The sequence below is a fragment of the Kribbella sp. ALI-6-A genome, from assembly GCF_001984195.1.
Lineage (GTDB): Bacteria > Actinomycetota > Actinomycetes > Propionibacteriales > Kribbellaceae > Kribbella.
The window spans coordinates 311,986-331,544 of sequence record NZ_MTQN01000007.1 but is presented as its reverse complement, the minus strand read 5'-3'; the positions used below and the strand labels follow the sequence as shown (position 1 = coordinate 331,544).

Sequence of the window (19,559 nt, the reverse complement as noted above, 5' to 3'; positions counted from 1 at the left end):
CCGCCGAGAAGGTGCCGGACTGCCGCCCGGCGGCCACGCCGGAAGGTGCCCGACTGCCGCCCGGCGGCCACGCCGGAGGGTGCCCGGCTGCCGCGCAGTCGCCGTTGGCGTTGCGGGCCGCGCGCCATGAGCGGGACGGGATGAGCGGTCCTCCGCCCGAGGGCGACTGACTGCCGCGTGGTGGCCGTCGGCCGAGCACCTCGCGCGGGGCGGGGGAAGCGGAGGCCCCGCCGAGAAGGTGGCCGAACGCCGCCCGCGGCCGGGCCCGGGCCTGGGGCCTGGGGCCTGCCGAAAGGTACCCGGCTGCCGGGCGGTGGACGCGGGCGGGTGCGGCCGAGCGCCTTGAGCGGGGCCGGGTCAGCGGTCCTCCGCGGAAGGGCTGCCGACGGCCGCGCTGAGGCCCTGCCGAAAGGTGGCCGACTGCTGCGCGGTGGCCGTCAGCGGTGCGGTCGGGTGCCTTGGGCGGCACCGGGTGAGCGGTCCTCGGCCGAACGGCGGCCGAGCGCCGCCTGGAGGCCCTTCCGAAGAGCAGCTGACTGCCCGTAGTGGCCGTTGGCGTTGCGGTCGAGCGCCTTGAGCGGGGCCGGGTGAGCGGCCCTCCGCCGAACGGCGGCCGATGTCCGCCCGAAGACCCCCGAAGAGGCCCACCAGCCAAGCCCGACCTACAACGCCCCGGAGATCGCCTGTTCCCTCAGCTCGGTCCGGTACTGCTCCAACGCGATCAGCTCGCCGAACATCCGGTTGTACTCATCCGCCTTGTCGATCGGATTCGTGCGCTGGAGCTTCGACTTGAGGTCCGCGATCCGCCGCAGACAGGTGAGCTCCTGCAACCTCGCCACATGGGCCCGGGCGAAGCGTTCGTCGGGGTCACGGCCGAGGCGCAGGCCCTCCACGGCCAAGGCTGAGACGACCGCGGCGGCCGGGTCGTTGCCCATAGCATCGCGGACGGCGACGACCCAGGCTTCGCCGGGGGCCGCCTGGGTCGGGCCGCCGAGCTTGGCCATTGCGGCGCGGACGGCGGCGAGCCAGGGGTGGGTGAAGTCGTGGTCGTCGAGTTCGTCGAAGGCGGCGCCGACCAGGGCTGGGTACTGCATTGCGAGCTTCAGAACGTCCCATTCCATCAGGAAGCGCGGCTCGCGGGGGGACGGCAAATTCTGGCGGGGAGGCGGTGGCGCCTCGGTCTGTACGACGACCGGGCTGCGATCGGGCGCGCCGCCGCGAGCCGGCGTCGGGCGTGAGGCGGCGCGGTGGACCTCGGCGCGAACCTGGTCGACCTCCATCCCGAGCAGGCCGGCGAGTTCGCGGGTGAAGGCGTCGACCTTCGACCGGTCCCGGATGCTCACCACCAGGTGTGCGGCGTCGCGCAGGGCGTCGATCCGGGTGTCGGCGCGGTCGAGGTCGTACTTCGACAGCCGGTCGGTCAGCACGAACCGGTACAGCGGCACCCGCCGGCCGATCAGCTCGCGGACCGCCGCGTCGCCCTTCTGCAGGCGCAGGTCGCACGGGTCCAGCCCGTCTGGCTCGACCGCTACGTACGTCTGCGCCGCGAACGCCTGGTCACCCTCGAACGCCTTGACCGCGGCGCGCTGGCCGGCCGAGTCGCCGTCGAAGGTGAAGATCACCTCGCCACGGAACTGGTCGTGGTCGAGCAGCAACTGCCGCAGCACCCGCGCGTGGTCCTCGCCGAACGACGTACCGCACGTCGCCACCGCGGTCTGTACGCCGGCCAGATGGCAGGCCATCACGTCGGTGTAGCCCTCGACGACAACCGCCTGCTTGCCCTTCGCGATCTCCCGCCGGGCCAGGTCCACGCCGTACAGGACCTTGGACTTCTTGTAGATCACCGTCTCCGGCGTGTTCAGGTACTTGGCCTCGATCTTGTCGTCGTCGAACAGCCGGCGCGCGCCGAAGCCGATGACGTCGGAGCTGGCGTCGCGGATCGGCCACATCAGCCGCCCGCGGAACCGGTCGTACAGCCCGCGCGCACCCTCGGCACACAGCCCGGACGCGACCAGTTCGGCGTTGCTGAAGCCCCGGCCGCGCAGATGCGCGACCAACTGCTCGCCACCGCGCGGCGAGAACCCGACCCCGAAGTGCGCCGCGGCGTCGCGGTCGAAGCCGCGCTTGTCCAGGAACTGCCGCCCGAGCGTCGCCTCGGGCGCACCGAACAGCAGCTCGGAGTAGAACTCGGCCGCCACTTTGTGCGCCTCGACCAGGCGCGGCCGCTGGTTGCTCTGCGACTTCGGCATCGGCGCGCCGGATTCGTCGTAGCGCAGCTGGATGCCGACCTTGGCGGCCAGCGTCTCGACCGCCTCATGGAAGCTGATCTGGTCGATCTTCTGGATGAAGTCGATCACGTCGCCGCCCTCTTGGCAGCCGAAGCAGTAGAAGAACCCCCGGGCCGGAGTCACGTTGAACGACGGCGACTTCTCGTCGTGGAACGGGCACAGCCCCTTCAGCGATCCACCACCGGCGTTCTTCAAGGTCACGTACGAGCCGACGATCTCGTCGATCCGCGCCCGCTCGCGCACCAGCGCGATGTCCTCGTCCTTGATCCTGCCTGCCACGCGGCGAGTCTACGGGGGCGCCGTAGCCGCCCGCTGCCCCGCCCGAGCACCGGCTTGCCCGACCGGCCCGCGACCACTCGAGCACCGGCTCGGCCGACACGGCCCCCGGCGTACCCGACCCGGCCCGGCAGGGGCCCGCACCCGCCGAGCCGGGTCAGTCCTTGGTCAGACCTCGCCGAGCTCGACCGACGGGTCGGCGAGCTTGTCCACGTCGACCGTCCGGCCCGAGCGGATGAGGTCCTGGATGCCGTCGATCGCACCCCAGGTGTTGACGTGCATCCCGGCCAGCACGTGCCGGTCGTCGTCCAGCCAGAACGCGAGATAGGCGCCGGAGGCCGGGTCGCCGCGCAGCACCACCTGGTACGACGTACCGCGCGGAACGTCACCGGCGTACTCCATACCCAGGTCGTACTGGTCGGTGAAGAAGAACGGGATCGCGTCGTGCGCGACGTCCTGGCCGAGCATCGCCTTCGCGGCCGTGGCGCCGCTGTCCTTCGCGTTCGACCAGTGCTCGACGCGGACCGGCCGCCCGAGCAGCGGGTGCTCCCAGCGGACCACGTCACCGGCCGCGAAGACCCCGGGCGCCGAGGTCTTCAGGTCCGGCCCGGTGACGATGCCCGAGCCGTTCTCCCGCGACGCGACCTCGATCCCGGCCTCGGCGGCGAGTTCGATGTTCGGCTGGACGCCGACGCCGACCACCACGAGGTCGGCCGGAACCACCTCGCCGGACGACGTACGCACGCCGGTCACCTTGTCGCTGCCCTCGAAGCCCTCGACGCCGGTCCCGAACAGCAGCCGGACGCCGTGCTGCCGGTGCAGCTCGGCGAACAACTCCCCGACCTGCTCCCCCAGCACCGACGCGAGCGCGGTGGACTGCGGCTCGATCACCGTCACCTCGCAGCCGCGTTCCCGCGCCGCCGCGGCGGACTCCAGCCCGATCCATCCCGCGCCGACGACGACCACCCGCGGCTTCGCGGCGTACGCGTCGGTGAGGGCCTGAGAGTCGGCCGCGGTGCGCAAGTAATGGATACCGGACAGGTCACCGCCCGGTACGTCGAGGCGACGGACGCGCGAGCCGGTCGCGATCAGCAGTTCGTCGTACGGCGTGGCCTGGCCGTCGTCGGTCGTGACGGTCTTGGCGGCGGTGTCGAGCGCGGTCACGGTGGTGCCGAGCCGGAGGTTGATCGAGTGGTCGTCGTACCATTGCTGGTCGTGCAGTTGCGCCGAGACGGGCTCGTCCTTGCCGAGCAGCACTCCCTTGGACAACGGCGGTCGCTCGTACGGCAACTCGGTCTCACTGCCGATCAGGACGAGCTCTCCGGTGAAGCCTTCCGACCGCAGAGTCTCCGCCGCCGAGGCCCCGGCCAAGCTCGCTCCGACGATCACGATCCGCTGTGCATCCGTCATGCCACGAGATTAGACCTTGTCCGACGCGGGCGGTCGGCCCGTCGTCGCGGACGCTCCCGCCGGGTCAGTTCGTGAGCGCGGCGTGCCAGGCCTGGGCGGACGGGTCGGTGAGCGACGCGACCTGGTCGATCACCACCCGCAACCGCGTGGCGTCGTCAGTCGCTGCCTTGTAGTCAGCCGCGAACGGCGCGTCGAGGTGGGCGGGCGCTGTGTCGACGAGCGCTTCGACCAGCTCGGTGAGCAGCTCGCGCTGGACGGCGCGGCGGCGCTGGCGCTCCGGGGAGTTCAGCACGTGCCACATGCCGATGCCCTTGAGCAGCGCGATCTCGGCGCGCGTGCCGTCGGGCACGACCAGGTCGGCGTCGTACCGGACCAGGCGGGAGCGCCGGCCGAACCGAGCATGCGTGGCCTGCTCGGCAGCGGTGCAGAACCGGCCGATCAGCTGGCTGGTCATGTCCTTGAGGCCGCCGAGAGCCCGGCGGCTGTCGTCGAACGGGCCGGTCGGCCAGTACGGCAGGATGGTGAGCCGCTGCCACGCTTCGTCGAGCTGCGCGTCGGAGGCGTCGGGCAGGTAGGTCTCCCGCACGGTCTGCCAGTACGGCGCCCGGTCGGCGCCGACCCGGTCCAGATCGATGCTATGGGCAACGATCCCGTCCTCGACGTCGTGCACCGAGTACGCGACGTCGTCGGCGAAGTCCATCACCTGGGCCTCCAGGCACCGCTGGTCGCCCAGATCCTGGCGGAGCCACTCGAAGACGGTCAGGTCGTCGTCGTACACCCCGAACTTGCGCACGCCCTCGCGCCGCGGCCAGGGGTACTTGGTCGCGGCGTCGAGGGTCGCGCGGCTCAGGTTGAGCCCGGCACTGCGGCCGTCGGCGGTGAAGGCCTTGGACTCCAGCCGGGTGAGCAGCCGCAGGGTCTGCGCGTTGCCCTCGAACCCGCCGATGTCCGCGGCGATCTGGTCAAGGGCGCGTTCGCCGTTGTGCCCGAACGGCGGGTGGCCGAGGTCGTGGGCCAGGCAGGCGGCGTCGACGATGTCGGGGTCGCAGCCGAGCGTGCCGGCCAGCTCGCGGCCGATCTGGGCGACCTCGAGGCTGTGGGTCAGCCGGTTGCGGACGAAGTCGTCGCTGCCGGCCGTCGCCACCTGGGTCTTGGCCGCCAGGCGGCGAAGACCGGCGCTGTGCAGCACGCGCGCCCGGTCCCGGGCGAACGCCGTCCGCCCGGGCCGTTTGACCGGCTCAGGCACCCACCGCTCGGCGTCGTGCTCGTCGTAGCCCTCGGACTGCTTCCTCATCATCCCTCAAACTACCGGCCGCCACCGACGTTCAGGTGAACATCAGCCCCAACCGCCCTGCACCATCGTCTGAAACTTCCACTCCCCGCCGGTCTTGAGCAGCAGGTCGCCGTACCGGATCGGCGTCGTCTCACCCTGGTACGTCATCGTGCCGTCGCTGATCACGAAGACCAGCGAGTCCGACAGGAAGTGCGGCGTCCGGGTGGTCTCCAGCTTCACGTCGTCGGCGCCGCCCATCACCTGCGCCATCTGGGCCACGTACGCCGCGCGATCGGTCTGGGTCGCCGACGCGTTGCCCTTGCCGTCGTCGGTGACCTCGTTCAGCGGGAAGACGGCGACGTCGGCCATCGCCTCGTAGTCACGCGCCGCGGCCAGCGCGTCGTAGGTGTCGAACCAGGCCAGCACGCTCGCGACGTCGTCCGCGGTCGGCACGTATCCAGGCATTCGGAACTCCTCACGTCGATGCAACTCCGTACACCGTACCCGGTTTCTACAAGGTGCAGTACCGAAGCCACACGACGCCGCCTTCGAACACCTCCACATTGGCCAGTCCGAGGTCGAGACGACCGGTGAAACCGCCCTGCCAGCGCGGGCCCGAACCGACCACCACCGGGTGCACGAGCAGACTCAGCTCGTCGACCAGCCCGAGCTCGAGCAGTACGCCGAGCAGCGTGCCGCCCGTGTCGACGCGAACCACTCGCGCGTCGTAGGACTTGCCGAGCTGCTGAAGTGCATCGTCCAGATCCACCCGGTCGTAGCCGGTGATCAACTCGCGCGTCCGGCTGTCCGGCGGCCGGGCCGGCGTCTGGTCGGCGTACAGGGCGAGCACGTCGGACCAGTGGCCGACGTCACGCAGGCGATCCCACTCGCGGACGCGCCTCCGACTGTCGACGACGGCGAGCAACGGGCCGGCCTCGCGCGGGCCGGGCAACGGAGCCGAACGCAGCGCTGCTTCCTGCGCGAGGATCGTGTCCGCGCCGACAAGCGTGACGTCCTCCTGCCACAGCGTCGCCATCGCGTAGAACCGCGCCAGGTCGACGTCGAACCCGGCCGTCACGCCGTCGACGGAGACCGCCAGATGACCCACCACATGTGGCCGCATACCCCAGACGCTAGAGGCCGCAACCGACACTTTCGCATTTACAGAGAACTCTCTGCAGAGTATTCTCTGCATCATGCGAAGAATCACCGCCCGGAGTTTGCGCGGCCTGGCCCACCCACTGCGAATGACCATGCTCGAGGCGCTGGAGCTAGATGGTCCGGCCACGTCCAGCACGCTCGCGCAGCGCCTCGGCGAGAACACCGGCACGATCAGCTGGCACCTGCGGCTGCTCGCCGAACACGGCTACATCGAGGAGGACACCGAGCGCGGCACCAAGCGCGAGCGGTGGTGGAGAGTGCCGCCGGAGCCGACGGTGCTGGATCCGGCGGAATTCCGCGACGACCCCGAGACCAGCGGGGCGCTGCGCGTCTATCTGCAGCACCTCGTCCAGCGGTACTACGCGCGAGTGCAGGCGTACGTCGACCAGAACTGGCCCGGCGAGTGGCAGCACGCGGCAGCCCTGTCGGACTGGCGCGACCTGCGCCTCAGCCCCGACCAGCTCACCGCCCTGAACGACGAGATCGCCGCCGTGATCGACCGCTACACGAAGGTCGAGCCCGGCCAGGACGCGAAGCCGGTGATCGTCCAACTCCAGTCTTTCCCGAGAACCCCCGAGCCAGCCGCAGCCACCGAGGCCGACAACGCCGACCGCGCATGAACCTGCTCCGGCGCCACCGCGACTTCCGCCTGCTCTGGGCCGGCGAGACCACGAGCAGGTTCGGCACCGCGGTCTCCGGCGTCGCCATCCCCCTGGTCGCCATCTCGTTGCTCGACGCAACTACCTTTCAGGTCGGCCTGCTCACCGCCTTCGCCTGGCTCCCCTGGCTGGTGATCGGCCTCCCGGTCGGCGCCTGGGTCGACCGGCTCCCCCGCCGCCCGATCATGCTCGCCGCCGCGGCGGCGTCGTTCGCGCTGATCGCTTCGGTCCCGCTGATGTCGGCCACCGGAATTCTCACGGTGCACCTCCTTCTGGCCGCCGTCGCCCTGACCGGCGTCGCGGCCGTGCTCTTCCAAACCGCCTACACCGCTTACCTTCCGACGCTGATCGCCCCCGCAGACCATGCCGAGGGCAACGCCAAGCTCCACGGCAGCGCCTCGGCCGCACAGATCGCCGGTGCCGGCTGCGGCGGGCTGATCATCCAGCTGGCCGGACCGGTCAACGGTCTGCTCGTCGACGCCGCCACCTTCCTCGTCGCCCTCGCCTGCCTCGCAGCGATCCACCACCGCGAACCACCCCGTACGCCGGCCCGCCAAGCGCCAGCCCGTCCCACGATCGCCGTCGAGATCGTCGACGGCCTGCGCCTGGTCGCGCGCGACGTCTGGCTGCGCACGCTCACGATCTTCGGTGCCGTCTCGAACCTCGCCCTGATGGGCTACCAGTCGATCGCGGTCGTGTTCCTCGTCCGCGAGGTCGGCCTCAGCGCCGGCACCGTCGGCGCCCTGATCGCCGCCTCGGGCAGCGGCGGCATCGCCGGTGCCTTCGCGGCCCGGCGTCTGATGCGCCGGTTCGGCACCGCCCGAGCCATCCTGATCGCCGAACTCGGCCTGCCGACGTTCGCGTTGCTCATCCCCTTGAGCACGGTGAGCCCATGGTTCTACCTGGCCGGCGCGTTCTGCATCGGCGTCGGCGTCGTCGCCGGGAACGTCGTCAAAGCCACCTTCTACCAGGCCTACTGCCCACCGGACCTGCTCGGCCGCCTCACCGCGACGTCGTCGTTCGTCAACTACGGCACGATCCCCATCGGCGCCCTGCTCGGCGGCACGCTCGGCGAACTGCTCGGCCTCACCCCGGCCCTCTGGATCACCACCGCGGGCATCCCCCTCGCGGGTCTCGTCCTGTTCTGCTCCCCCATCCGCCGCCGCCGAGATCTCCCCGAACGCCGGCAGGAGGTGTCACCAGGGCCGGGCAGTCCCAGCCGGAGCAGCTGATTCCAGTCGGCTGCGGATCGACAGCCGAGCCTGGCCGTAGATCGTGTCGTGGTCGTCGCGGAGCAGGGACGCGAGGTTGGCCGAGTCGTAGAAGGCATTGAGCTCGAAGGCCAGCGGCGCCGGATCGCCGGTCAGCTCCCCCAGCTCGACCGCCTCGGCAAGGGTCTGCTCGATCAGCGCCATCCACTCCGCGTTGACCTCGGCCAGATAGTCCCGTACGACGCCGGGCCGCGCGCCGAACTCGTGCGAGGTCTTGGCGAAGAAGCAGCCACCCGGAAAGACCCGCCGCCGCGAGTAGTCGAGCCAGCTCTCACTCAGCGTCCAGACCCGCGCCAGGCCAGGCGGTACGGCGAAAGCGGGCTCGACCACCGCTTCGGCGTAGATCCGGCGGGCGGCGCGAATGGTGGCGAGCTGCAGCTCCTCCTTGGAGCCGAAGTGGGCGAACAACCCGCTCTTGCTGATCTCCAGGTCCTTGGCGAGCCGGCCGATCGACAGCCCTTCGAGCCCGTCGACCGACGCGATGTCGACCGCCCGGCGCAGCACGGCACGGCGGGTCTGGTCACCACGGACCAGGCGACCGTCGACGCGGGTCGTCTCCATCGTCACCCTCTCCCTTCGAGCGTGCGGCGATCCTATTGCCGTTGACGCCCGAGCTCTGATGAACTAATAATACGATCGTTCGTATAGTTTACAGCGGATCGAGGAGAATGTGACCGACCCCAGAGCTCTGGACGAAGCGGCCGCGGCCGTCTGCCTGGCGGTGGTGGCCCAGGTCCGCCCCGACCAGCTCGAGCTGCCCACTCCCTGCACGGACTGGTCGCTCGGTGAGTTGCTCGCCCACCAGGTGGCGGAGAATCGGGGATTCGCCGCCAACGTGATCAATCCGCCCGGTGCGATCAACCGTGAGATCTGGCGGCCCGGCCGTGCGGAGACCGCGCTGGAGTCGTTCGCCGAGTCGGTGAACCTGGTGACCGGCGCGTTCCGGATCGCCGACCTGGACGCGCCGGTGGAGGTCCGCGAGTTCGGCGTGTTCCCGGCGCGGACGGCGATCGCGATGCACTTCGTCGACTACCTCGCGCACAGCTGGGACATCGCGCGGGCAATCGGGCTCGACGATCCGATCCCGCCCCACCTGGCGGAGGCGGCGATCCCGTACGCCGAACAGATCCCGACCGACCGGCCACCCGGCAGCGCCTTCGCGCCAACGGTGGCGACGAACGGAACGGCATCGGACCGATTCCTCGGTCTGACCGGAAGAGATCCTCGATGGGGAGGAACGCTGTGATGACCCGAGCTGTGGGTGCGGGACTGCGGATGATCGAAGCACTCTCACCCCAGGCGGCCGGGCGGTTGGCGTTCGAGCTGTGGCGGCGTCCGTTGCGACGCGGCAAGGTCCGTGCCACCGAGCAGGCCGTGCACGCGGCAGCGCGGGTCGAAGTGGTCGACGGAGTGGTGACGTACGCGTGGGGCGACGGCACAAAGCCCGTTCTGCTCGTGCACGGCTGGCGGTCGCGCGCGTCCCGGTTCGCCGCCTTCGTCGAGCGGCTGGTCGAGCTCGGCTACAGCCCGGTCTCGTACGACGCGCCGGGCCACGGCGACACCCCCGGCCGGGCCGGCACGATCCTCGACCACGAGCGGATCATCCAGCGCCTCGGCTCCCGGTACGGCGCCTTCGAAGGCGTGATCGCGCACTCGATGGGTGTGCCGTTCGTGCTCTACGCGCTGCGCGACGACAAGCTGACCGCCGAGCGCGTCGTCGTGATCAGCGGCTTCGCCGAGTTCAGCTACCTGGCCGACGCGTTCTGCCGGGCGCTCGGGCTCGGCGCGCGGACCAACCAGGCGTTGCGCCGGCAGGTCGAGCGCAAGCTGTTCGCGGGCGATCCGGAGATCTGGACGAAGTTCTCGATCGTGCCCGGCAGGTCCGAGCTGCTGTCGATCCACAACGACGAGGACGACGTGGTCGACCCGGCCCAGGCGCCGGTGCTGCTGGCGTCGTACGGGCCGAAGGCGCGGTTCCGCCAGACGAACGGCCTCGGCCACCGCCGGATCATGGTCGACCCCACGGTCGTCGCCGAGGCCATCACCTTCCTCACAGCGTCCGAAGAACCGAGCGCTCCAGGCCACGGTTCTTCGGACGCGACTGAGGGGTCAGATGTCGCGGAACGTCTCGATCTGGGCGCCTAGCGAGTTCAGCCGGGTGGCCAGGTCCTCGTAGCCGCGGTTGATCACGTAGACCGAGCGCAGCACCGACGTGCCCTTGGCGGCCATCATCGCGATCAGCGTGACCACGGCCGGGCGCAGGGCCGGCGGGCACATGATCTCGGCGCCGGAGAAGTGCGTCGGTCCCTCGACCATCACCCGGTGCGGGTCGAGCAGCTTGACCCGGCCGCCGAGCTTGTTCAGGTCGGTCAGGTAGATCGCGCGGTTCTCGTAGACCCAGTCGTGGATCAGCGTCTGGCCGGTCGCCGTCGCCGCGATCACCGCGAAGAACGGCAGGTTGTCGATGTTCAGCCCCGGGAACGGCATCGGGTGGATCTTGTCGATCGGCGCGTGCAGCGTGGACGGCCGGGTGGTCAGGTCGACCAGCCGGGTCCGGCCGTTCTCGGCCAGGTACTCGTCGGAGCGGCTGTAGTCCAGGCCCATCTCCTCCAGCAGCGCCAGCTCGATCTCCAGGAACTCCACCGGCGCGCGCCGGATGGTGATCTCCGAGCCGGTGACGATCGCGGCGGTGAGCAGGCTCATCGCCTCGATCGGGTCCTCCGAGGGCGCGTAGTCGACGTCGACGTCGATCTCCGCGCGGCCGTGCACGGTCAGCGTGGTCGAGCCGACGCCGTCGATCCTCACCCCGAGCAGGTCGAGGTAGAAGCACAGGTCCTGCACCATGTAGTTGGACGAGGCGTTGCGGATCACGGTGACGCCGTCGTGCCGGGCGGCGGCCATGATCGCGTTCTCGGTCACCGTGTCGCCGCGCTCGGTCAGCACGATCGGCTTGCCCGGCGTGATCGCCCGGTTCACCACCGCGTGGTACTCCCCCGCGGTCGCCTTGATCTCCAGCCCGAACGGGCGCAGCGCCGACATGTGCGGTTCGACGGTCCGGGTGCCGAGGTCGCAGCCCCCGGCGTACGGCAGCGCGAAGGTGTCCTCGCGGTGCAGCAGCGGGCCGAGGAACATGATGATGCTGCGGGTCCGCCGGGCCGCCTCGGCGTCCATCCCGGCCAGGTTCAGGTGCTCCGGCGGCACGATCTCCAGGTCGCCGGCGTCGTTCAGCCAGGTGGTCCGGACGCCGATCGAGTTCAGTACCTCGAGCAGCCGGTTGACCTCCTCGATCCGGGCCACCTTGCGCAGCGTGGTCCGGCCCTTGTTCAGCAGGCTGGCGCACAGCAGCGCGACGCCGGCGTTCTTGCTGGACTTGACGTCGATCGATCCGGACAGCTGCCGTCCACCGGCCACGCGAAGGTGGACCGGACCGCCACCGAGAGAGACAATTTCGGAGTCGAGTGCCTCGCCGATCCGGGCGAGCATCTCGAGAGTGAGGTTCTGATGACCCTTTTCGATCCGGTTCACGGCACTTTGGCTGGTGCCGAGCACGTCGGCGAGCTGGGTCTGCGTCCAGCCGCGGTGCTTACGGGCGTCCCGGATCAGGTTGCCGATCCGGCTCAGGTAGTCAACAGTCATGCGCCGGACCATATCTCACATGTGAGATACCACCTCGCCGACCCGCCGTTGAGAGCGTAGCCGATGTCACGACGCACCGACCGGCCCACCCGGCTGGAACCGGTGCCCCCTACAGTTAGCGCCACCCCGCCGCCGCCATCGGAGAGGACCAGCAGATGCCCGACGACGTCAGCACCGCCGCCGGTGTGACCGAGTTCGAGGCCGAGTCCTGGCCTCTGGACGCAGCCGCCGAGGGTCTGGCCCAGGTGATCGACGGCTTCCAGAACGGCGACACCCGCCCGCTGGTGATCGGCGACGGCGACCAGCCGGTGCTGGTCGTGCTGGCGATCGCCGACCTGGCCGACTTCCGGGCCCGGATCGCCGAGCTGCTCGGCAACCCGGTGGACGCCGGCTGGCTGCGCTACTACTTGCGGTCGAACTTCGACATGAGCTCCGAGACGCTGGTCGAGCTGCTCGGCGTCGACACCGACCACGGGCTCAGCTCGCTGGCCAGCCAGGTGAACGTCGAGCAGGCCGCGGTGCTGCTGCCCGACCACCTGCGCCGGACCGAGGCCGGCGGCAACCCGCTGATGCTCATCGGCGACGGCATGCTCGCGACCGCCGCGCTGATCGCGTTCCCGGCGTTCGCCGTACTGCTGGCGATGGAGGGCGGCGGCAAGACCGAGGACGACTCCTGCGCGCACGACGACGAGGACAAGCCGACCACGCCGCTGGAGGTGCTGGCCGAGCGGCTCGGGCCGATCTCGACCCAGATCGTCGCCCAGATCAACGCCGGCCGCGAACCGGGCCTGCCGCGCTACGACCTGCACTTCGAGGACGACCTGGTCGAGCACCTGCGCGACCTGGAGGAGCGGGCCCAGAAGGCCCCGAACGGCGGCGCGCACGAGGAGCTGTCCGGGCTGCTGCACCAGTTCGACGAGATGCGCAGCGGGCTGACGGCCGACAACGACGAAGAACTGCAGGAAGCGCCGTACCTGGAGATCGACGACCTGGCCGCGGCGCTGCCGCAGGTCCGCGACAGCTTCCGCGACGGCGCCGACGACCCGTACCTGGTCGGAGTCGACGGGCACCCGCTGGCCGGGCTGATCTCCTACGACCTGTACGAGCTGCTGCAGCAGGTCTCGGTCGACCTGGACGGCACCGAGGACGCACCGGTGCTGCCGTTACCGAAGCCGCACTGGGAGAGCGGGCCGGAGCTGGTCCCGTTCGAGGCCGCGCTGGAGGTCTGCGGCGCCGTGCTCGAGGACATCAAGAGCGGCCAGGGCACGCTGCTGTTCATCGAGGACGAGGGCGGCGAGCCGGAGCTGGTGCTCGGACCGCTCAGCTGGTTCTGGGCGTACGTCGACCACCTGGACCTGGAAGGCGCGGAGGCCTAGGGCTTGAAGATCTGGTTCCACTCCTTGAGGGTGACCAGCTCGTACACGCCGGCCGGGGTGTACGGATCCTTCGCGAGGATGTCGCGGAGCTCGGCCTCGTCGGCGACGTCGTAGAGCAGCAGGGCGCCGGACTCGTCCGCGAACGGCCCGGCCGCGACCAGTTTGCCCGCCTCCTTGAGCGAGGTCAGGTAGTCGCGGTGCGCCGGGCGGACCTGCATCCGGGGCTCGGGGTTGTCGACGTCGAAGCTCAGCTGCACAGCGAAGAGGGCCATGCCGAAACCCTATAAGAAAAAGGGATTTGGTGCGGGAAGGGAGTCACGAGCCGCCACAGCGGCTGGTTCGAGTCGAACCCGAAAGTCGACGTGTGATGCCCTTCCCGCCCGGCCATCTTGGACTGCCGGATCAGGCCGGCGCAAGGGGTTGGTCAGGACGAATTGCTGCAGTCAGTAGAGTCATGTAACGCTTCGTGACCGAACCGCCGGTGGCGTCGGCCAGGGCCTGAATACAGTTGTACAGACCGTCACGCGCCTGCGCTGTCAAGGCCCGATGACCCGAGTACGACGACAACAGCTCGAGGTATTCGGAGGTCGTGTACGTGACCTCCCACTCGAACCGCCGCACCACTGCCGGCTCGAATCGGCCCGACGCCGCCAGCTCGTCCTCCTCGCCCGGAACCGAGTCCCCCGGCGGCAACCCGGCCTCGTCCGCGCCATCGGTGAAGCGCCGGTAGCAGTCCTGGACGTCGACCCAGAACTGCTCGCTGCCACCCGCGACATGGTGCGTGGCCACCACCGCGAGCAGTCCACCCGGCCGCAGCGCGTCAGCCGCTTTGTCCACCCGCGTCGCCGGGTCGAGCCAGTGCCACGCCGTCGCCGACAGCACCAGGTCGAACCGCTCGGCCGGCAGCCGCCAGGTGTCGAAGTCCGCGGTGATCACCTCGAGCTCGGGCAGCTTGTCGCGGGCGATCCTGCCGAGATCCGGACTCAGCTCGACGGCCTTGACCGACCAGCCCCGCTGGACCATCGGCGCGGTCGCCTGGCCGGTCCCGCACCCGATCTCCAGCACGCGCGGCCGCGCGACGGGCCCGAGCAGCCGCGCGAGCTCGTCGTACAGGCGACTCGGGTAGCCCGGCCGCACGCGGTCGTACAACTCCGCGTCTTCCCCGAACGTCGTTCGCAGCTCCCGCCCCATGCGAGCAGGCTAGGGCATCCGGCGCGCGGGAGTCGGTCCTGCGGCCCGCCCGGTACGACGCCCGGGCGGGCGGGTGCTCAGTCCAGCGCGGCGCGTCCGGCCTCGAGGCGCGCGACCGGGATGCGGAACGGCGAGCAGGAGACGTAGTCCAGCCCGACCTCGTGGAAGAAGTGGATGCTGTCCGGGTCGCCGCCGTGCTCGCCGCAGATGCCGAGCTTCAGGTCGGGACGGGTGGCCCGGCCGCGCTCGACGCCGGTGCGGACCAGGCTGCCGACGCCCTCGCGGTCGATCGACTCGAACGGCGACACCGCGAAGATGCCCTTCTCCAGGTAGCGGGAGAAGAACGAGCCCTCGACGTCGTCGCGGCTGAAGCCCCAGGTGGTCTGGGTCAGGTCGTTGGTGCCGAAGGAGAAGAAGTCGGCCGCCTCGGCGATCTGGTCCGCGATCACCGCCGCCCGCGGCAGCTCGATCATCGTGCCGATCGGCGTGGTCCACTCCACACCGGAAGCCTCGGCCACCTCGTTCAGCACGCCCTCGACCTCGTCCCGGGCCAGCTGCAGCTCCTGGATCGCACCGACCAGCGGGATCATGATCTCCGGCCGCGGATCCTTGCCCTGCTTGCGCAGCTCGGCCGCCGCCGACGCGATCGCGCGGACCTGCATCGCGAACAGGCCGGGGATCATCAGCCCGAGCCGTACGCCGCGCAGTCCGAGCATCGGGTTCTGCTCGTGCAGCCGCTCGACCGCGGCCAGCAGCTTCACGTCGTGCCCCGGCTCCTCGCCCCGCTCCTTGGCCAGCGCGACCTTGACCGCGAGGTCCTCCATCGAGGGCAGGAACTCGTGCAGCGGCGGGTCGATCAGCCGGATCGTCACCGGCAGCCCGTCCATCGCGTCGAGCAGCTCGAGGAAGTCGCCGCGCTGCAAGGGTTCCAGCTCGGCCAGCGCCGCGTCGCGCTCGGCGTCGTCCTCGGCCAGGATCAGCCGCTCGACCGACTCCCGGCGTTCGCCGAGGAACATGTGCTCGGTCCGGCACAGACCGATGCCCTGGGCACCGAACCGGCGGGCCCGGGCCGCGTCGTCGGCGGTGTCGGCGTTCGTCCGTACGCCGAGCCGGCGGGTCTCGTCGGCGTGCGTGATCAGCCGGTGCACGGCCTCGACCAGCTCGTCGCCGGAGTCCGGCGCGAGCGTGCCCTCGAAGTACCGCACGACCGGCGACGGCACGACCGGTACCTCGCCGAGGAACACCTCGCCGGTGGTGCCGTCGATCGAGATCACCTCGCCCGGGCCGATCGACGTACCGTTCACGCTGATCGTCTCCGCGGACGCGCTGACGTCGAGCTCCTCGGCGCCGCAGACACAGGTCTTGCCCATGCCACGCGCGACCACGGCCGCGTGCGAGGTCTTGCCGCCGCGGCTGGTCAGGATGCCCTGGGCGGCGATCATGCCGTGCAGGTCGTCGGGGTTGGTCTCCCGCCGGACCAGGATCACCTTCTCGCCGCGCTCGGCGGCGGCGACGGCGGCCGCCGAGGTGAAGACCACCGTGCCGGAGGCCGCGCCCGGCGAGGCGCCGATCGCCTTGGTCAGCAGCTTCTTGTCCGCGTCCGAGTCGAACCGCGGGAACATCAGCTGCGCGAGCTGGGCACCCTTGACCCGCTTCAGCGCCTCGTCGATGTCGATCACGCCCTCGTCGACCAGGCTGGTCGCGATCCGGAACGCCGCCGCGGCGGTTCGCTTGCCGACCCGGGTCTGCAGCATCCACAGCTTGCCGCGCTCGACGGTGAACTCGATGTCGCACAGGTCGCGGTAGTGGCCTTCGAGCGTGGCCATGATCCGCATCAGATCGTCGTACGACGCCTTGTCGATCTGTTCGAGGTCGGCCAGCGGCACCGTGTTGCGGATGCCGGCCACGACGTCCTCGCCCTGCGCGTTCTGCAGGTAGTCGCCGTACACGCCGGGCTGGCCGCTGGACGGGTCGCGGGTGAACGCGACGCCGGTGCCGGAGTCCATGCCGAGGTTGCCGAAGACCATCGAGCAGATGTTCACCGCGGTGCCGAGGTCGGTCGCGATCCGCTCCTGCCGGCGGTAGAGGATGGCGCGTTCGGAGTTCCACGAGCCGAACACGGCCTCGATCGCCAGGTCCATCTGCTCGCGCGGGTCCTGCGGGAAGTCCCGGCCGGTGTGGTCACGGACGGCGGCCTTGAAGGTGCCGACCAGGGCTTTCAGATCCTCGGCGTCCAGGTCGAGGTCGCTGCTCGCGCCCTTGGCCTGCTTGGCCGCGTCGAGCGCGTCCTCGAAGACGTCACCTTCCATGCCCAGCACGGTTTTGCCGAACATCTGGATCAGCCGCCGGTAGGCGTCCCAGGCGAAGCGCGGGTTGCCGGACTGGTGGGCCAGACCGTTCACCGAGTCGTCGTTCAGCCCGACGTTGAGCACGGTCTCCATCATTCCGGGCATCGACACCGCGGCACCGGAACGGACCGAAACCAGCAGCGGGTCGTCGGCCTGGCCGAGCTTCTTGCCCATCTTCTGCTGCAGGGCGTCGATGTGGTGGTCGATCTCGTCGGCCAGCTCCGCGGGCACCGAGCCGGTGGCCAGATAGACCTTGCACGCCTCGGCGGAGATGGTGAAGCCGGGCGGCACCGGCAGACCGAGATTGGTCATCTCGGCCAGGTTCGCCCCCTTCCCTCCGAGCAACTCTTTCATGTCCTTGTTGCCTTCGGAGAAGTCGTAGACGAGTTTCGGCACAGTCACTCCCAGGTGATCGAGCGATGCGGTGAACGGTCGCGGCGGTGGCCGCTGGCCTGTCCGGCTCCGGTGGCGGGGGCGTTTTTTCAGAGTAAGCCCAAAAACCAGTCCAGTTGAACACTGGTCTCACGCAGAGATCGTGATGCTGCCCACACGAGCGTCGACGGAAAGCCCTTGCCACGTTGACAACGCAGGACATCGTGTGACTTTTCCGTCGAAACGCCGAAGCAGGGTGTCACCCACCTTCGAGATGGGTAGACACCCTGCTTCGGGTCCAGCGGGTCAGAGCTTGCGACGCGTCCTCAGGTAGTCGCCGACCACGGCCGCGCCGAGCCCGTCGGCGTCGGGCGCCAGCACTCGCCCACCACTGCGCCGGGCGAGCAGATCCACGAACGCCTCCAGCCGCGGATCGTCGCCGAGCCGGAAGACGGTCAGTGAGGCACCGAGCTTGGCCAGCCGGTCGACCTCGAAGATCGTCTTGCGCAGGGTGGCCGGCTCCGGCGGGTAGGAGAACTCCGCCGTTCCGTCCGGCTCCAGGTGGGCCGTCGGTTCGCCGTCGGTCACCATCAGCACGACGGGCTGGGCGTCCGGGTGCCGCCGCAGGTGCCGACCTGCGAGCAGCAGCGCGTGGTGCGCGTTGGTGCCCTGCTCCCAGGTGCCTTCGAGCCCGATCAGCTGCGGCAGCTCCACCACCCCGGCGTACCGGCCGAAGGTGATCAGCTGGAGGGCGTCGTTGCGGTAGCGCGTCGAGATCAGCTGGTGCAGCGCGAGCGCCGTCCGCTTCATCGGCAGCCAGCGGTTCTCCTGGACCATCGACCAGGAGGTGTCCACCAGCAACGCCACCGCCGCCCGCGCCCGGTGCTCGGTCTCCGCGATCTCGACATCAGCCACGTCGAGCCGCACCCGGCCGTCAGCCCGCCCGCCGACCTTCGCCGCGATCGGCTCGCCGGCCGTGCGCAGTACGGCGTTGCGAATCGTCCGCGGCACGTCCCACGACTGGGTGTCGCCGAACTGCCACGGCCGGGTCGAACCACTCAACTCCCCCGCGGCCCCGGCCGACGCCGACTCCCGCTCGCCCGACTGCCCACGCGCGGTACGCAGTACGTCGGACAGCGCGGTCTGCCCGAGCTGCCGCAGTGCCTTCGGCGACAACCTGAGCGATCCGTCCGGAGCACGCTCCAGCAGACCCTGGTTGCGCAGCTCGCGTTCGAGCTCGCTCAGCCGGCGCGCGTCGACCGTCGCCTCGTCGCCGAGCTGCCTGGTCAGTGCGTCGAGGTCGATGTCCTCCAGCCGGGCGCCCGGGTACGACTGCGACAGCTGCTCGGCCAACGCGTCCAGCTCGGCCAGGTCGTTCATCGCCTGCGCGCCCTCGACCAGGCCGAGCGGGTCGTCGCCGCTCATCCGCTCACCGGAGTACCAGTCCTCGCCCGGCCGCAGCGCCTGCAATTGCGCGTCGAGCTGGGACAGCTGCTGCGACAGCTCCGGACTGCCGAACGCCTGCTGCGAGAGCTGAGCCAGCTCGGCCCGCTGCTCCGGCGTCATCGAGTTCATCATCCGTTGCGCCGCGGCCGCCCGCCGGGCCAGCGCGTCGATCAGCTCGTCGACCGTGCGCGGGTTCTCCGGGAAGAAGTCGCCGTGGTCGGCCATGAACTGCTCGAACAGCTGGTCGACGTCCGGCCGGCCCTGCGCGTGCGCGGCGAGCAACGCGTTCAGGTCGGCGAGCATCTCGTTGACCCGCGCGACATCCTCGGGTGTGGTGTTCTGCAGCGCTTCCTTCATGCCCTCGAAGCGCGAGCCGAGCAGCTCCTTGCCGAGCAGCTCGCGGATCTGTTCGTACTTCTGCCGTGCCTGCGGCGACTGCCAGTCGTACTCGGCCAGCTCCCGTACGGCGGCCGCCGTACCGGACGGCAACGCGTCGAGCTGCGCCTCGCGGAAGCGGGCGTCGTCGGACGGGTTCGGGAACAGGTCGTGCCGCTCGGCCTCCAGCGCTTCGTCGAGCAGCCGCTGGACGTCGCGCAAGGTGCCTTCGAGGTTGTGCCGGGACTGGATCTCGCGGCGCCGCTCCCACAGCCGGCGGGTGAGGTCGTCGAGGCCTTGGGTGTTCCGCGTGCCGCGCCGGAGCAGCTCCTCCAGCGCCGACCGCGGGGACGACCCGGCCATCACGTCGCGACCGAGCTCGTCGAGCGCGTCCCGCAGATCCACCGGTGGCGCCAGCGGATCCGGCCCTTCGTGCCAGGGCCCGTACGACCAGCCTTCGGGAATCGCAGCGGTCAT

The 19,559-nt window shown here is 70.3% G+C and carries 16 protein-coding genes; 5 read left to right on the top strand and 11 right to left on the bottom strand.

The genetic code is table 11. From position 1 onward, the window contains the following. Positions 1–662: 662 nt before the first annotated feature. The 5 genes from dnaG to BWI15_RS05515 all read right to left on the bottom strand — a co-directional run bounded on the left by dnaG (position 663) and on the right by BWI15_RS05515 (position 6,370). Positions 663–2,567, bottom strand: coding sequence for a DNA primase (gene dnaG, locus BWI15_RS05535; protein ID WP_077013190.1), 1,905 nt, complete (start codon positions 2,565–2,567; stop codon positions 663–665). Positions 2,568–2,732: 165 nt separating this feature from the next. Beyond that, entirely contained in the window at positions 2,733–3,974 is a 1,242-nt protein-coding gene (locus BWI15_RS05530; RefSeq protein ID WP_077013189.1) for an NAD(P)/FAD-dependent oxidoreductase, read from the bottom strand. A 64-nt stretch (positions 3,975–4,038) separates the two neighbouring features. Beyond that, positions 4,039–5,268 (bottom strand): deoxyguanosinetriphosphate triphosphohydrolase, encoded by a 1,230-nt coding sequence (locus tag BWI15_RS05525; protein WP_077013283.1) that lies wholly within the window; start codon positions 5,266–5,268, stop codon positions 4,039–4,041. Between the two features lie 42 nt (positions 5,269–5,310). Beyond that, complete coding sequence (locus BWI15_RS05520; protein WP_077013188.1) at positions 5,311–5,712, bottom strand: hypothetical protein; 402 nt, start codon at positions 5,710–5,712, stop codon at positions 5,311–5,313. A 46-nt stretch (positions 5,713–5,758) separates the two neighbouring features. Continuing rightward, a complete protein-coding gene (locus BWI15_RS05515; RefSeq protein ID WP_077013187.1) occupies positions 5,759–6,370 on the bottom strand; it encodes a dihydrofolate reductase family protein in 612 nt (203 codons plus the stop codon). Between the two features lie 73 nt (positions 6,371–6,443). On the opposite strand from BWI15_RS05515, the gene BWI15_RS05510 reads away from it, so the two are divergent. Together BWI15_RS05510 and BWI15_RS05505 are read left to right on the top strand one after the other, a co-directional pair. Next, positions 6,444–7,028, top strand: coding sequence for a winged helix-turn-helix domain-containing protein (locus BWI15_RS05510; RefSeq protein WP_077013186.1), 585 nt, complete (start codon positions 6,444–6,446; stop codon positions 7,026–7,028). After that, a complete protein-coding gene (locus BWI15_RS05505; RefSeq protein ID WP_077013185.1) occupies positions 7,025–8,299 on the top strand; it encodes an MFS transporter in 1,275 nt (424 codons plus the stop codon). The genes BWI15_RS05510 and BWI15_RS05505 overlap by 4 nt, the downstream gene beginning before the upstream one ends. Here the strand turns inward: BWI15_RS05505 and BWI15_RS05500 are convergent. Beyond that, positions 8,264–8,899, bottom strand: a complete 636-nt coding sequence (locus tag BWI15_RS05500; RefSeq protein ID WP_077013184.1) for a TetR/AcrR family transcriptional regulator — start codon at positions 8,897–8,899, stop codon at positions 8,264–8,266. The two genes, BWI15_RS05505 and BWI15_RS05500, sit on opposite strands and share 36 nt — an antisense overlap. 109 nt (positions 8,900–9,008) lie before the next feature. On the opposite strand from BWI15_RS05500, the gene BWI15_RS05495 reads away from it, so the two are divergent. Further along, positions 9,009–9,584: a TIGR03086 family metal-binding protein gene (locus BWI15_RS05495; protein ID WP_077013183.1), complete on the top strand. Its 576-nt coding sequence runs from the start codon at positions 9,009–9,011 to the stop codon at positions 9,582–9,584. Continuing rightward, positions 9,584–10,483 (top strand): alpha/beta hydrolase, encoded by a 900-nt coding sequence (locus BWI15_RS05490; RefSeq protein ID WP_083750569.1) that lies wholly within the window; start codon positions 9,584–9,586, stop codon positions 10,481–10,483. Before BWI15_RS05495 ends, BWI15_RS05490 begins: the two co-directional genes overlap by 1 nt. On the opposite strand, the gene BWI15_RS05485 is transcribed toward BWI15_RS05490, so the two are convergent. Then, entirely contained in the window at positions 10,448–11,974 is a 1,527-nt protein-coding gene (locus BWI15_RS05485; RefSeq protein ID WP_077013282.1) for a helix-turn-helix domain-containing protein, read from the bottom strand. The two genes, BWI15_RS05490 and BWI15_RS05485, sit on opposite strands and share 36 nt — an antisense overlap. A gap of 155 nt (positions 11,975–12,129) precedes the next feature. On the opposite strand from BWI15_RS05485, the gene BWI15_RS05480 reads away from it, so the two are divergent. Next, positions 12,130–13,350 carry a hypothetical protein gene (locus BWI15_RS05480; protein ID WP_077013182.1) on the top strand — a complete coding sequence of 407 codons (1,221 nt, stop codon included), beginning with the start codon at positions 12,130–12,132 and terminating at the stop codon, positions 13,348–13,350. On the opposite strand, the gene BWI15_RS05475 is transcribed toward BWI15_RS05480, so the two are convergent. From BWI15_RS05475 to BWI15_RS05460, 4 genes are all read right to left on the bottom strand, one after another. Then, a complete protein-coding gene (locus BWI15_RS05475; RefSeq protein WP_077013181.1) occupies positions 13,347–13,622 on the bottom strand; it encodes a YciI family protein in 276 nt (91 codons plus the stop codon). The two genes, BWI15_RS05480 and BWI15_RS05475, sit on opposite strands and share 4 nt — an antisense overlap. Before the next feature lie 130 nt (positions 13,623–13,752). Then, on the bottom strand, positions 13,753–14,541 hold the full coding sequence (locus BWI15_RS05470) for a class I SAM-dependent methyltransferase (RefSeq protein ID WP_077013180.1): 789 nt from the start codon (positions 14,539–14,541) through the stop codon (positions 13,753–13,755). A 77-nt stretch (positions 14,542–14,618) separates the two neighbouring features. Then, positions 14,619–17,285, bottom strand: coding sequence for a pyruvate, phosphate dikinase (gene ppdK / locus BWI15_RS05465; RefSeq protein ID WP_077013281.1), 2,667 nt, complete (start codon positions 17,283–17,285; stop codon positions 14,619–14,621). A 282-nt stretch (positions 17,286–17,567) separates the two neighbouring features. After that, complete coding sequence (locus BWI15_RS05460) at positions 17,568–19,559, bottom strand: vWA domain-containing protein (protein ID WP_077013179.1); 1,992 nt, start codon at positions 19,557–19,559, stop codon at positions 17,568–17,570.